Source organism: Hwanghaeella sp. 1Z406 (assembly GCF_048892425.1).
In the GTDB taxonomy this organism is placed as follows: Bacteria; Pseudomonadota; Alphaproteobacteria; order UBA8366; family Aestuariispiraceae; genus Pacificispira.
Window position 1 is genome coordinate 333,527 of the sequence record NZ_JBLZHU010000001.1, and the last position, 14,369, is coordinate 347,895.

The 14,369-nt window shown below is 56.8% G+C and carries 13 protein-coding genes; 2 read left to right on the plus strand and 11 right to left on the minus strand.

Translation table 11 applies throughout. The features are described from left to right. Window positions 1-3: 3 nt before the first annotated feature. The 10 genes from mraY to ACOSDR_RS01610 form a co-directional block, all read right to left on the minus strand. Entirely contained in the window at window positions 4-1,089 is a 1,086-nt protein-coding gene (mraY, locus tag ACOSDR_RS01565) for a phospho-N-acetylmuramoyl-pentapeptide-transferase (protein ID WP_420723070.1), read from the minus strand. Window positions 1,090-1,093: 4 nt separating this feature from the next. Continuing rightward, the gene (locus ACOSDR_RS01570; RefSeq protein WP_420723071.1) at window positions 1,094-2,542 is read right to left on the minus strand and encodes a UDP-N-acetylmuramoylalanyl-D-glutamyl-2,6-diaminopimelate--D-alanyl-D-alanine ligase; all 1,449 of its coding nucleotides are present in this window, start codon (window positions 2,540-2,542) and stop codon (window positions 1,094-1,096) included. Continuing rightward, on the minus strand, window positions 2,539-3,990 hold the full coding sequence (locus ACOSDR_RS01575) for a UDP-N-acetylmuramoyl-L-alanyl-D-glutamate--2,6-diaminopimelate ligase (RefSeq protein WP_420723072.1): 1,452 nt from the start codon (window positions 3,988-3,990) through the stop codon (window positions 2,539-2,541). Before ACOSDR_RS01575 ends, ACOSDR_RS01570 begins: the two co-directional genes overlap by 4 nt. A 40-nt stretch (window positions 3,991-4,030) precedes the next feature. Beyond that, window positions 4,031-5,815, minus strand: coding sequence for a peptidoglycan D,D-transpeptidase FtsI family protein (locus tag ACOSDR_RS01580; protein ID WP_420723073.1), 1,785 nt, complete (start codon window positions 5,813-5,815; stop codon window positions 4,031-4,033). Next, on the minus strand, window positions 5,812-6,192 hold the full coding sequence (gene ftsL / locus ACOSDR_RS01585) for a cell division protein FtsL (RefSeq protein WP_420723074.1): 381 nt from the start codon (window positions 6,190-6,192) through the stop codon (window positions 5,812-5,814). Before ftsL ends, ACOSDR_RS01580 begins: the two co-directional genes overlap by 4 nt. Then, window positions 6,189-7,163 (minus strand): 16S rRNA (cytosine(1402)-N(4))-methyltransferase RsmH, encoded by a 975-nt coding sequence (gene rsmH, locus ACOSDR_RS01590; RefSeq protein ID WP_420723075.1) that lies wholly within the window; start codon window positions 7,161-7,163, stop codon window positions 6,189-6,191. Before rsmH ends, ftsL begins: the two co-directional genes overlap by 4 nt. Continuing rightward, window positions 7,160-7,630 carry a division/cell wall cluster transcriptional repressor MraZ gene (locus ACOSDR_RS01595; protein WP_420723076.1) on the minus strand — a complete coding sequence of 157 codons (471 nt, stop codon included), beginning with the start codon at window positions 7,628-7,630 and terminating at the stop codon, window positions 7,160-7,162. Before ACOSDR_RS01595 ends, rsmH begins: the two co-directional genes overlap by 4 nt. 412 nt (window positions 7,631-8,042) lie before the next feature. Next, entirely contained in the window at window positions 8,043-9,830 is a 1,788-nt protein-coding gene (locus ACOSDR_RS01600; RefSeq protein ID WP_420730203.1) for a tetratricopeptide repeat protein, read from the minus strand. A gap of 42 nt (window positions 9,831-9,872) precedes the next feature. Beyond that, entirely contained in the window at window positions 9,873-10,988 is a 1,116-nt protein-coding gene (locus tag ACOSDR_RS01605) for a methyltransferase (protein WP_420730204.1), read from the minus strand. Between the two features lie 25 nt (window positions 10,989-11,013). After that, on the minus strand, window positions 11,014-11,622 hold the full coding sequence (locus tag ACOSDR_RS01610; protein WP_420730206.1) for an inner membrane-spanning protein YciB: 609 nt from the start codon (window positions 11,620-11,622) through the stop codon (window positions 11,014-11,016). A gap of 99 nt (window positions 11,623-11,721) precedes the next feature. On the opposite strand from ACOSDR_RS01610, the gene ACOSDR_RS01615 reads away from it, so the two are divergent. Further along, complete coding sequence (locus ACOSDR_RS01615; protein ID WP_420723080.1) at window positions 11,722-11,982, plus strand: hypothetical protein; 261 nt, start codon at window positions 11,722-11,724, stop codon at window positions 11,980-11,982. Window positions 11,983-11,993: 11 nt separating this feature from the next. Here the strand turns inward: ACOSDR_RS01615 and ACOSDR_RS01620 are convergent, their stop codons facing one another. Further along, complete coding sequence (locus ACOSDR_RS01620; RefSeq protein ID WP_420730207.1) at window positions 11,994-13,040, minus strand: alcohol dehydrogenase family protein; 1,047 nt, start codon at window positions 13,038-13,040, stop codon at window positions 11,994-11,996. A 234-nt stretch (window positions 13,041-13,274) separates the two neighbouring features. Between ACOSDR_RS01620 and ilvC the strand changes: the two genes are divergently transcribed. Then, window positions 13,275-14,294 carry a ketol-acid reductoisomerase gene (gene ilvC / locus ACOSDR_RS01625; protein ID WP_420723082.1) on the plus strand — a complete coding sequence of 340 codons (1,020 nt, stop codon included), beginning with the start codon at window positions 13,275-13,277 and terminating at the stop codon, window positions 14,292-14,294. Window positions 14,295-14,369: the final 75 nt, after the last annotated feature.

Sequence of the window (14,369 nt, forward strand, 5' to 3'; positions counted from 1 at the left end):
GCCTCACCGCAGTTTCAGGGTGGCAAGGCCGACCAGGGCCAGGATGGCGGCGATGATCCAGAACCGGATCACGATGGTCGGCTCTTTCCAGCCCTTTTTTTCAAAGTGATGGTGCAACGGCGCCATGGCGAAGACGCGCTTGCCGGTCATCTTGAAGCTGGCCACCTGAACAATCACCGACACGGTCTCCAGCACGAACAGGCCACCGATGATAGCCAATACGATTTCATGTTTGGTGACGATGGAGATTGCCCCCAATGCGCCGCCCAAAGATAGGGATCCTGTATCGCCCATGAAGACCATGGCCGGAGGCGCATTGAACCACAGAAAGCCCAGGCCTGCGCCCAGAACGGCGCCACAGAAAACCGCCAGTTCGCCACTGCCTTCAACATAGTGGATGCCCAGATAGCCGGCATAAACAGTGTTTCCGACCAGGTAAGCGATAAAGCCGAAGCATCCTGCTGCAATCATGACCGGTACAATAGCCAGCCCGTCCAGCCCGTCGGTCAGGTTCACTGAATTGGACGCCCCGATCATGACAAACAAGGCGAAAGGCAGGAAGAACCAGGATAGGTTGATCAATGTATCCTTCAGGAAGGGGATCGCCAGGCCGCTTGATAAGGGTTCGTTGGTCACGGACATAAACCACAAGGCGGCTGCAGTTCCGATAATGAACTGCGCCAACAGTTTCATCTTGCCAGGCAGCCCTTTGGAATTGCGCTTGGTCAGTTTCAGAAAATCATCGGCAAACCCGATAGCGCCAAAGCCAACCGTCACCAGCAGGACGATCCAGACATAATGGTTCTTGATATCAGCCCATAGCAGGGTGGAAAGAACCAATGCGACCAGGATCAGAAAGCCGCCCATTGTTGGCGTTCCCGCCTTCACCAGATGGCCTTCAGGCACGTCTTCGCGAATATTGCTGGATCCGCGCTGTTTTGACTTTAGCCAGCGAATAACCGTTGGGCCGATCAGGAAACTGATCAGCAAAGCCGTCATGATCGCGCCACCCGTGCGAAAGGTCAGGTACCGGAACAGGTTGATGCCGGGAAAGGTATCGGCAAACGGGGCCAGGAGGGTGTAGAGCATAGAATTATCCTCCTGCAGCCTGGGCGATTGCGGCCCGGCTGGTTTCCGCGCCCAGCATATCCAGTGCGCGAATGATTGGGGCCATATTTGTGCCCAGGGATCCTTTGACCGTGACAATGTCCCCGGCCTTCAGGGCGGCACAGATAGGATCAACAAGATCGGTGGAAATTTCGGCATAGCTGCCGCGTTGCGCCGGGGGCAATTTAGCCCACAGCGATTTCATCAACGGGCCACAGCAGAAAACAAGATCGATGTCTGCCTGTTGCAGGTCTTTGGTCAGGGCCGCATGCAGGTCTGGTCCAGCCGCACCCAACTCTCGCATGTCGCCTAGAACGGCGATGCGGCGTCCACCGTCTTTTGGATGTGTTCCGCCTAATACGGCAATAGCGGCACGGACGGAGGCAGGGCTTGCATTATAGCTTTCATCGATCAGGCCGAAACTGCCGCCATTGGACAGTGTGATCTGGCGATAGGCCCCGCGACCGCGCGGCGCGCGGATGTCAGAAAATGTGGCACTGGCTGCAATCAGGTCCTCGCCCAGGGCCTTAATCGCCCCCAGAACGGCCAGACTGTTCATGACCCAGTGCAAACCGGGTGCCCCCAGACAATAGTCCAGGGTCTTGTCATTGATCTGGACGGTCGCTGCGCTGCAGGCTGAATGCAGGGATTTGTCGATCAGGCGGATAGTGGCATCCATATGCGCGCCAAAGGTCAGGATCTTTCGAATGCCTGATGTTTCTGCACGGTCCCGTAACTGGTCAAAAACCGGACTGTCACGAAACAGGATTGCAGTTCCCTGTGCATTCATGCCGCTGAAGATTTCTGCCTTTGCATCTGCAATGTCTTCAATTCCTTTGAAGAATTCCAGATGCACGGCTTCGACCGTCGTGATGATCGCCACATCAGGGCGACCCAGACGGGACAGCACATCGATTTCACCGGAATGGTTCATCCCCATTTCCAGGACGGCAAACCGCGCCGTATCGGGCAGGCGCGCCAGAGTCAAAGGCAGGCCGATGTGATTGTTAAGATTGCCCATTGTCTTGTGGGTCTCGCCAATCTTTGCCAAAGCGGCGGCCAGCGCTTCTTTCGTGCCGGTTTTTCCAACGCTGCCGGTAATACCGATGACCTTGGCTTGCGTCGTGTCCCGCTTGAACCGGGCCAGGTCTATCAAGGCCTGCATCGTGTCGGGGACGATCAGATGGGGGAAATTCAAGGATTGGCCCTGTGCCCAATCAGCATTTACGATTGCAGCGACGGCCCCTTCAGCAATCGCCTGGGCGATATGATCATGGGCATCATGGTTCGGACCTTTCAGGGCGATGAACAGATCCCCTGGCGCGACGGCGCGGCTGTCGATGGAGACACCGGTCGTAACCCATTTTGCGTTGGATCGCGCTTTTAAGGCGGCATGGGCGGTTTCAGACGTCCACAGGATTGGTTGGTTGCTCATACGCCCCCTCCCGCTGCCGTGCCATCAGAAAGGGCTATTGCCGTCTTCGCCTGAACCACATCGTCGAAAGGATGTATCGTCGTGCCGATCTTCTGGCCAGTCTCATGGCCCTTGCCTGCAATCAGCAGAATGTCGTCACCGGTCAAACCAGACACGGCTTGCGCAATGGCAACGGCCCGATCACCGATTTCGGTGGCATCGGGACAGCCCTGCATGACTTCTGCGCGGATCGCGGCGGCATTTTCCGTGCGGGGGTTATCATCGGTGACAATCACCTGATCGGCATATTCCGCAGCATATTTGCCCATGACCGACCGTTTACCCCGATCACGGTCGCCACCACAGCCAAACACCACCACCAAACGACCTTTCACGAAGGGCCGAAGGGTGTTCAGGACGGTCTTAAGCGCTTCTGCCTTATGGGCGTAGTCAACGAAGATCCGCGCGCCATTGTGACGGGTTCCAGCCAGTTGCATGCGCCCCCGCACACCTTCCAGGCGGGACAGCATTTGGGCGGCGCGGCGACCATCGGTGCCTGTGGCGATGACCAGGCCCAAGGCAGCAAGGGCGTTTTCCAGTTGGAATTTGCCGGGCAGGGGAAAATCGACTTTTACCCGGTCGCCCATCACATCCAGCGTCAGGGCATAGCCGCCGCGGCCTTCAATCGCATCTATGCAGCGGATTGAACCATTGACCAAGCCATAGGACAGCATGCGCAATCCGCGCTCCTGAGCGATGGCGGCGATATGGTCGTGCTCTGCGGAAGCCGTATTGACGATGCAACTGCCGCCGCGTGTCAGCAAGTCTTCGAACAGGCGCATCTTGGCCTGGCGATAGGCTTCCATGGTTGGGTGATAATCCAGATGCTCATGGCTTAAATTTGTGAAGGCCGCTGCGCTGAACCGGACGCCATCCAGTCGATATTGATCCAGGCCGTGGCTGGACGCTTCCATCGCCACATGGTCAATATCGGCCCTTGCCATTTCAGCCAGTTCGCGGTGCAGGTCGGTTGCGTCAGGGGTCGTCAGCCCTTCGCTGCCCGTATAGCCGGGCCCTTCAATGCCCAGGGTACCGACGCTGGCCGACTTCAGGCCAGTCGCGGCCCATATCTGGCGGGTGAACCCTGCGACTGAGCTTTTGCCGCTGGTGCCTGTCACACCAACAATCGTATCGGGTTGCGGGCCATAGAATGCCGCGGCCATTCGGGCCAGACGACGACGGGGATTTGCATCCGTGATCAGGGTCACATTGGCCCCGACTTGACCGGCGGAAATGCCCGGCGGGGCCAGTACCGCCACGGCACCTTTTGCCACGGCGTCAGAAATGAAGGCGGCACCGTCAGCGACGGTGCCCGGAATTGCGGCAAACAGGTATCCTGGCCGGACCTGGCGGCTGTCAGCCGTCAGTCCGGTGAGGGGGATATCCGGTAGGATCCTGTCTGCGGTCATCTCCGTCCTTGTGTCCTCATTCACATCATCACCCCAACGCCTATTGTTGCAGCGAGGCGAGCTTCTTGGTTTCCTCTGGCAGGTCTATGGCAAATACGTGTTGAATTTCGGGCGCATTCTCTTGAATCGGTTTGATGCCAGCAATGGCACCAACCCGTTCGATGATTGCGCCAGCCGCCGGAGCTGCAACCCAACCACCCGTGGCAAAGCCAAAGGTTTTCTTGGTGCCATGTGGTTCATCCAAAACGACATAGACCACATAGCGGGGGCTGTTCATCGGAAAGGCCGCGACAAAGGAAGAGATCAGCGCCCGCTTCTTATAGCCACCGCTGCTGGGTTTCTCTGCCGTTCCAGTCTTGCCGCCGACCATATAGCCGGGTACCAGCGCCGCCTTGCCGGATCCTTCGGTGGCGTTCAAACGCATCAGACGGCGCATGTCAAAGCTTACGCGTTCCGAAATCACGCGACGCCCTTTGGGAGCATGGTCCCGGGCCAGAAGCGTGGGAGGCAGCAATTCTCCGCCATTCAGCATGGCAGAAACACCATTGGCCAAATGCAGCGGCGTTACCGATAATCCATGACCAAAGGCGATTGTCATCGTGTTGATCGGATTCCAGGGGTTTGGAAACATCGGACGACCGGTTTCGGGAATTTCCAGCGCGATGGGCTCTAACAGGCCCAATTTGTCCATGAAGGCCTTCTGTGCCGGTGGACCAACATCCAACGCCATTTTCGCAGACCCGATATTGGAGCTGTACACGAAGATTTCAGGCAATGTCAGGAAACGCGATTTGGCGTGATAGTCCGAAATCGTGAAACGGCTGATCTTGATTGGGTTCGTTGCGTCATACCCATCATTCAGGGTTGCCGCACCGGAATCCAGGGACATCGCCGTGTTGAATATCTTGAAGGTTGAACCCAGTTCGTACGTCCCGAAGGTCGCACGGTTGAAGCGATTGATTTCAGGTGTGTTTGCAGGACGGTTCGGGTCGAAATCCGGCAAGGAAACCATCGCCATGACTTCACCGGTATTCACATCCATCACGATACCAGCACCACCTTCGGCGCTGTATTCTTCGACAGCCTTGCTCAATTCTTCATGCACGACATGCTGGAAACGCAGATCAATGCTCAGGCGCAACGGCTCTTTGCTGGCCCGCAGCCGATCTTCCAGACCCCGTTCGATGCCAGACAGCCCTTTGCCGTCGACATCGGTATAACCCAGAATATGCGACAACAGCCGCCCATGGGGATAGACGCGGGTTTCTGCACGTTCAAACTCCAGACCGGGGATGCCCAATTGCATCACGGCCTGTTCCATTTTCGGCGTCAATTTACGGTTCACGTAAACGAAGGGAGAATCGGACGTCAGCTTTGCCCGCAGGTCACTCTCGTCCAACTCAGGAAATAGCTGGGCTAGGCGACGGGCCGCATCCACTGGATCCAACAGGCGGTCCGGGCGCGCGGCAAGCGCCGTCGTGGTCAGGCTGGTTGCCACGATCACGCCATTGCGATCCGTGATGGTCGCCTTTTCCGTTCTTAAATCCGGGTTGATGATGGCGTGGGTCTGGACAGAGGCCACGTTCTGATTGGCGAACGCCCCTAAATCAACAAGTCGGGCACCGACGGCGGTAAAGGCGAATGCCATCACCGCGCCGGTGATCAGCAACCGGGCGCGCCCCATCTCTATCGCACGACGGAAGCTGCCGTCGGATCGAATGGGGGCACAAGGTAAAGCTGGGCGACGATCTGAATGCGGTCGATGCCGGGGCGGAGCGAACTCCGGTGGCTTCGGACGCCGTGTCTTTCTGAACGGTCCGATCATTGTGAGGTCCTCACTAGGGTCGCTGGCAAAACTTCTGTCGTGCCAGATGGTGCCGCCGAGGCGGCTTCAGCGCCCGCATCCGCTTCTTGCGGATCGGTGCGGCGAAACGGGATATCTTCAATGGCCATCACCTGGGATGGCTCCATCGAATGCATGTCGGGCAGAAATTCTTTGCCCAGGGATTCAATCCAATCCGGGCGGCTGGAATAGGACCATTCCGCCTTCAGATTATGGATCGTTTCTTGTTCGTCGCGAATTTGCTGGTTCAATTCAGCCAATTGCCCATCCAGCGCCTCAACCTGAAAGCTGATATGAAACAGCGTATAGCCGGTGACCGTCACCATGATGATCCAAATGGCGATTACTAAAACTCTCATAGCGATCCTCCATCGGTCCAAGGTTGCGCATCGGTGCGCCATGCGCCGCGCAAGCGCGCGGAGCGGGACCTGGCATTGACTGCGGTTTCAGATGCGGATGGTTTGACGGTACCGGTTGTCATCAGGGTGAAAGACGGGCTGCGGGTTTCCGCGTGACCCTGGGGCAGATGGCGTGATCCACCCCCGCCGGCCCGACCGGACCGGGCGCGCAGGAAGGCCTTCACGCGTTTGTCTTCCAGGCTGTGAAACGCGACGACGACCAACCGCCCGCCTGGCACCAACAGGCGTTCTGCGGCCAATAGGGCGCGGTCCAATTCTCCCAATTCATCATTCACCTGAATGCGCAGCGCCTGGAATGTCCGTGTCGCGGGGTCGATCTTGTCTTTCGCACGGGGGACGCACCCCCGGACGATATTCGCCAGTTGTGTGGTGGTTTCAATGCGGCTTTCCGCCCGTACCCGCACGACAGCCTTGGCAATACGACGCGAAAAACGCTCTTCCCCATATTCCCAGATGATGCGGGCCAGTTCTTCTTCCGGCCATTCATTGACGACATCGGCGGCGCTGGGACCATCCAGCCCCATGCGCATGTCCAAAGGGCCATCGAACCGGAACGAAAAGCCACGTTCCGGTGTGTCGATCTGAGGCGAAGACACACCCAGATCCAGCACGACGCCGTCCAACTGGGTCACCCCAACGCCAGACAACAGGTGTTCCATATCCCCGAAAGTGCCGGTCAGTAACGTCAGACGATCACCATACGTGGTAACCAGGGATTGGCCGCGGGCAATAGCATCCGGGTCCCGGTCGATTGCAAAGACGCGGCAATCGCTGGTATCCAGAATACCACGGGTATAGCCGCCTGCGCCAAAAGTGCCATCCAGGTGAACTTCACCAGCCGCCGGTTTCAATGCCGCCAGGACTTCCGGCAGCATGACAGGGAAATGAGGGTCTTTAGACGGGGCGATCATGCGTCACCGCCTTCTGTGCCCCGAGCGGGCAACAATGTCAGGGTTTTGTTTTTCGCGCGGGCACGGGCTTTTTCGCTGTGATCCTTAAAGCGCTCTGGTGCCCAGATCTGAAAGCGATTGCCCTGGCCCACAAAGACCGCCAGATCGGAAATCCCGGCATGGGCGGCATGATCCGGCGGCAGAACCAGGCGACCGGTTTCATCCAGCAACGCCTTGCGGGCCGTCGCGACGATAGATTGATTCAGGTCTTCTTCGTCATCGGAGTAAAGCGGGCGCGCCTCAATCGCTTCAACAATGCGCTTCATGAAGGCCTTGTCACAGGCTTCCAGCGCTTCGTGGCGAGGAGAGGGGTAGATATAGACGATCCGCTCGCCCCCTTCCGGCAATTCGGAACGAAAATCGGCCGGCAAGGAAACACGTCCCTTCCGGTCAACTTTATTTTCGAATGTGCCAGCGAACAGCGTCATGCTGAAGGCCACCCCTTGTGTCTGGATATCTCCCCCGATGGGCGATTCCGGTACGTATTCAAAAAAACCCATTTGATAACAACGGGTTGCCCATTTTCCGCGAATGTCTTCAGAAACACATCACGCATACTATGTCAGATACTACGGTTATGGGTATTTATGGGATATCATGGGAATACGCTATCCGTCAACGAATATGGTGCTAAAAACAGGCAAACAGCAAGTTGTTGTCCAATAATAAGACAAGATAAAAACCGCCGCTGGAAGTTAGCGGGTACCGCTTTAGAGTGAAGGGCGATGATTTGAGCGCGCGCGGGCAAGCAAAGAAGGCGCTATTTCTTGTTTTGTTCCCATTTAACTTAGGAGAACAAATCGGGCCAATTGATTTTCGGGGAAGGGAAACCCGATTAGGTTAACCGAAACTGCGCAGTTTTCGGATCAGGGCCTGTCGAACCCGTGTGAAAAGCTCGGGCCAATCGCCGGGGCTGGTCTGGCGGAACAGCGTCATGGATGGATACCAGGGGCTATCATCCCGGCGCAGCATCCATCGCCAATCGGGCGCATAGGGTAATAGGACCCAAACCGGTCGCGCCATTGCCCCGGCGAAATGCGCAACGGATGTATCAACAGTAATGATCAGGTCCAAATCCCGCAGCACGACGGCTGTGTCAGCGAAATCCCGAAATCCGCTGCCCATGTCCCGCAACAATGGTGCTAAGGACAAGTCCTGAATATCCTGCGCAGCGGGACCTTTCTGCAGAGAGATGAAATCTGTCCCAGGCAGGTCAAGCAGGCTGGCGAAGTGATGCAAGGCGCTGGACCTGTTGCGATCATTTTTATGGCTGGGTTTTCCGGCCCAGCACAGACCAACATTCAGTCTGTCCCGGCGAAGGCCGCTGGGTTTGGTGGTGTCGGTTGGTGCGATAATATAGGGACAATGGTCCGGGATGCTGTCCATTTCTGTGCCGCACAGCCGGGGCAGGCTCAACAGGGGCACCTGTAAATCGCAGCGGGGCAGTTTTGTGCCGCGCGGAATAACGGTGATCTTGGAGAAGTTGGGGGATCGTTGCAGGACCCGCGCCAGGGGAGCCTGAACTTCCAGCACGATTTTTTCTCCCGATTTGCCGATACCATCGACAGCATCGGTAAGATATCGGCAGAACTGGATCGTATCGCCCATACCCTGTTCCGCCCAAACCAATAGAGTGCGACCCTTTAAGGGTTTGCCATCCCAGGCGGGCAGGGACTGATGCGACTTTGTGGATTCGGGTAAATTCCAGCGGTTCTCATAAGCCTGGAAACCGTCGCGCAGCTTGCCCGCCAACAAATGCGTCAAGGCGATGTCCCATCCCAGTTCGGGTGCATCATACCCCAGCAAATCCGCCCGACGCAGGGCGCTGGCGGCTTGCTCCAGGTCCCCTTTGTCGCGCATGGTTAAGCCAAAGTTATAGTGGATGCGCGCAACATCACTGGACAGGTCTAGGGCGCGGCGTTGCGCCATCAGGGCATCGTCTAATCTGTTGGATGATCGCAACGCATTGCCCAGATTTGACCAGGCAGGACCATCATTTGGGGTCAGTGCGATCCCCCGTTTCAGACAGGTAACAGCGGTCTCCAGTTGGCCGCGGCGGCGCAGCAATACCCCCATATTAATCCAGGCTGCGGCATTGTCAGAATCCAGTTTCAGGGTCCGCTGATACAGCTCTTCGGCTTCTTCCAGTTTATTGGTCTGATGGGCGCGCAACGCTTGTCTGAGCAACAGTTTAGGGTCCCGATCCGGGCGGGAGATAACTTGAGCTACCGGTTTTTCTGGCGGTTTTGCCGGTCTCTTCTGTTCCGGGGTGGGAAGGGGGTCGGGTTTTTGATCCTGGATCGCCACCGGCGCTTTTTTTGCAGCCGCCTTAATGACCGCCTTTGCAATTGGGCGCTTGGTCGTGGTGCGTTTGGTGAAGGTTGCCTTCGCCACAGTGCGGGCGGATGCGGGCTGCGCAGCAGGGGCTTGTTTTGTCGGCAGGCGTTTCGCGACAGCCTTGGCAACAACTGCCTTTGCAACCGCGCGGCGCGGCGCAGCCTTTTTCTGATTTGTCTGGGCCGCTGCAGAGTCGGATTTTGGAGAAACTGGGTCATCCGTCTGCGGGGTCTTAGACTCCGTCGGGTTTGGTCCTGCGTCGCGTGCGCCTATCGTATCGTCTTTATCCATAGGGCAAGCTTACACTGGGAACGCCGGGTCGGGGAAGCATCCTTACGCGGGCTTCGCTGCGGTAATGATCAAGCCGCCGACGGATACACCATATTCACTGCGCAGGTCTTCCTGTGTGATATCGATGATCAGCAGGCCTGATTCCTCCAGGACGCGTTCAACATAGGCGGGGTCATGCTTATAGCGACCACTTTGATCCAGCCGATACCCAGGCTCATCAGCGGTGGCATCATCCATGCGTTCCACGGAAAACCCCAATCGCCCGGTCGGTACCAGGGCATTCAGGAAGCCGGCTGCCGCGCGGCTGAGATCGCCGAAATAGCACAGGACATCTGCCGCAACGATGACATCATACATGTCAGGCGCATTGTTTAGAAAGGCGGTCAGTTCCGCCTTGCTGAGGCGATCATACAGTTGCTTGGATTTGGCCTTTTCCAGCATTTTTGGTGACAGATCCACCCCGTCCAGACGCTGGCAATACGGGGCCAGCAGGGGGCCGCACAGGCCCGTGCCACAACCTGCATCCAGAATGACCAGGTCCCGATTGGGGCTTGGCAGATGTGGCTGCAAGGCTTGCAGGATCAGTGCCGGGGCGCGATAGCCAAGCTCAGCCAGTTTCTCATCAAAGATCGGTGCATAGTCATTGAAGATATCTTCGACATAGGCAGCGTTGGCGGTGTCGGGCAGGCCCAGACCGGAAATTGCCGCCCCGATATGTTGGGCGTCGGGCACATTGGGGAAGCGCCGCATCCATTCCGCAGCGATGGTGACCGCTTCTTCCACCCTGTCATGGGCGTACAGATCGTAAAGCGACTTTCCCAGATTGGAATGGGAAACCAGATCATCGGCATCTCGCCGCACGGCGCGCCACAGCGTCTCTACCGCCTCTTCCGGCATGTTCAATTCGTAATAACACAGGCCCAGATTGGTATATTCGGTAAAGGCATCATCGCCGCGCAATTGGCGTGCCCGGGACAGTGTTTCCACGGCCCGTTCATAGTCGTCCTGTTGCACGGCCAATTCCCCGCGCCATTCCAGGGCTTCCAAATGATCCGGTTCTTGTTTCAGGACTTTTTCATAGGTGGCAACAGCAGCATCCAATCGGCCCTGGCGATAATGTTCTTCCGCGTCTTCGATCAATTTTTCCAATTTAGCCATAGAAACTCTGGAATCCCCTGTCGCGTTACTCGCTTGGCTTTTCTTTACCGTGGCGCATCATGAATGGCATTTGTGTTGCGAAATATCCAAAGGTCAGCAGCATCAGACCCGGGAAGCGAAAATAGACCCAGATTTCCGTGGCTTGTGTGCGCCATACAATCTCGTTCAAGGCAGCCAGCGCCAGAAAGAAGATCGCCGTTCTCAGGGTCAATAACTTCCAGGCCCGCTCAGGCATTTCCAGGGCTTGGCCCATCACAGCCCGCAGCGGTAGTTTCTTGATCATCAGCCCGCCCAGCAGGATGGCGGCGAACATGGTATTGATCATGCTGGGCTTCATTTTAATGAAGCTCTCATCCTCAAGATACAGCGTCAATCCACCGAAGACCCCGACAATTCCAGCTGTCATCAGCGGCATCCATGGAATTTGCCTTTGCACAACAAAGGAGACGATGACGGCGACGAAACTGGCGACCATGACAACCGCTGTTGCCAGCATCAGGTCTTTGGTTGTCAGCCAGGTCACTAAAAATGCCCCCAATGGGGCAAATTCGATTGTTGGCTTCAGCCAGGCCGGGGCTTTTGGAGCCTTGGCATCCTGGGGCGTGCGCGAAGAAGGGGGGCGTTGATCTGTCATGGCACCCTATATAAGCGATTGTTCCAGTGCCGTCACCCTTCCGATTTCAGCCTTTTCCAATCATTGCAAAAAGGGGGTTTCTATCGGTATACTCTGTGTATGAGCGATTTTGGATCAGGCATTGGTACCCGCATTCAACCGCGCCCGCAGGAAGGCATCGGCGGTGGCGTTGGGCTGACTCGTCCTGGCGCTGGTCGGTCGGGCAATTCGGATGCGTCGCCAGGCGATGGGCGGTCCGTTGATTCGACATCCGTTCTGGAAGGCGCCTTCAATCGATTGCGCACCTTGTTGGCTTTCGATGGGGACAAAGGCCCGCGCGAAGGTGTGCGGCGCGGGTTTTACCTGAATATCGTTGTCTGATGGTTCTTGTTTCAACGCACCGTTAACACGATTTTCCCGACATAGCCTTTTTCTCCAAAAGCCTTTTGAGCGGCGGCAATATCGCGCAATGGATAGGTTTCCGCGACCAGGGGGGCTATTTCCTTGCGCTCGATTCGCTGTACCAGATTGCCAAAGACCTGTGGCTCCAGAACCGTACATCCGTAAAAGCTCAAATCCTTAAGATACAGGGTCCGAACATCCAGTTCCACAATCGGGCCAGCGACGGCCCCTGCAACCGCATACCGCCCAGCCGGGCGCAACACGTCCAGCAGGCTGGGCCATTTCTGACCGGCGACCAGATCAATCACGACATCCATACTGTTTCGACCCAATTCGGCGATCAGATCATTGCTGCGATCAACGGTTCTGATCGCGCCCAGGGATTTAAGAGTCTCGGCTTTTGACGGGCTTGTGACGGCAATCACTGTGGCCCCTCTGGCGCGGGCCAGTTGAATGGCAGCAGAGCCGACACCGCCGGATGCGCCGGTGATCAACACGGTGTCATCCGGACCAACATTGGTGCGCGTCAGCATATTTTCCGCCGTTGAATAGGAGCATGGAAATGACGCCAATTGCGCATCCGTTAAATCGCTCACAATCCGATAGGCATGACGGGACGCCACGCGGGTGTAGTCGGCAAAGCCGCCATTGCATTCAGAGCCCAGAAACCACGGCGTTTTCAACCTTTCCCCATTGGCTTCCAGCAAGCAGGGTTCGATCAGGACCTGTTCCCCAATGCGCTTGGGGTCTACACCTTCACCGGTGGCAACAATCTGACCGCAGACATCAATCCCCTGGATCAGTGGGAAGGCTATCGGCGCGCCCGACCATGTGGCGTCGTCTGCATCGCCATCCCCCTTTGAATACCAGGCAAGGCGGGTATTGATGTCGGTATTGTTCACCCCCGCAGCGCTGACACGGACAATCACATCCCCTTTTCCGGGCGTGGGGACGGTCAGGTCGTCGCGCCATTCCAGCATTTCCAGCCCGCCGTGACCGGTCAGAACAACGCCGCTCATTTTCTGCGGTAAGGTCATGTAACGCTCCTTCGCCGTGTATCGGTTGCTAGCATATGACTCTATTGCCTGGTTTAAGAGTCCTGATGCAGAACTTTCGGCAATTTTCGCGACAGATTGTTGCGTCACAAGCCTTATGATCGCAATGACACAACTCTGTCATTGATCCATCCGCCCAAGACCGCTAGAGAGACGCGGTTTTGGCAGTCAATGCCATCTATTTTGAACGACAGATTGAAAAGGGAGCGCCCAATCATGCGCGTGTATTACGATCGTGATGCCGATGTTAATCTGATCAAGACCAAGAAGGTCGCGATCATCGGTTTCGGAAGCCAGGGCCATGCCCATGCGATGAACCTGCGGGACAGCGGAGTGAAAGACATTGTTGTTGGCCTGCGTGAAGGCTCTGCCACCCGCAAAAAGGCGGAAGCAGCCGGCCTGAAATGCATGACCGCAACGGAAGCCGCGAAATGGGCGGATCTGGTCATGATGCTGACCCCTGACGAATTGCAGGGCGACATCTACCGGGACGAATTGCATGGCAACATGAAGGAAGGCGCAGCGATTGCTTTCGCCCATGGCCTGAACATTCATTTCAACTTGATCGAAGCCCGCGCCGATTTGGACGTATTCATGATCGCCCCGAAAGGCCCAGGCCACACGGTTCGCTCTGAATATCTGCGGGGCGGCGGGGTTCCGACCCTGGTTGCTGTCGATCGCGATGCTTCTGGTAATGCGCTGGAACTGGCGCTGTCCTATGCGTGCGCCAATGGCGGCGGCAAGGCCGGGATCATCGAAACCAGCTTCAAGGAAGAATGTGAAACCGATTTGTTCGGGGAGCAGGTTGTTCTGTGCGGCGGTTTGATCGAACTGATCCGCGCTGGTTTTGAAACCCTGGTCGAAGCCGGTTATGCACCGGAAATGGCCTATTTCGAATGCCTGCACGAAGTGAAGCTGATCGTCGATCTGATCTATGAAGGCGGCATCGCCAACATGAACTACTCGATTTCCAACACGGCGGAATATGGCGAATATGTCACCGGTCCGCGCATCATCACTGATGACACCAAGGCGGAAATGAAGCGTGTTCTGCATGACATTCAGTCGGGCAAATTCACCCGTGACTGGATGCTGGAAAACAAGGTCAACCAGACCAGCTTCAAGGCAACCCGTCGCCTGAATGACGCGCATCCGATTGAAGAAGTCGGCACCAAGCTGCGCGCCATGATGCCCTGGATTTCTGAAAAGGCCTTGGTCGACAAAACCAAGAACTAAGCCTTTCCGACATACCGACTACAAAGCCCCTCTCTCAGCCTTGCTGGGGGAGGGGTTTTTTGTACTATGCCCCCT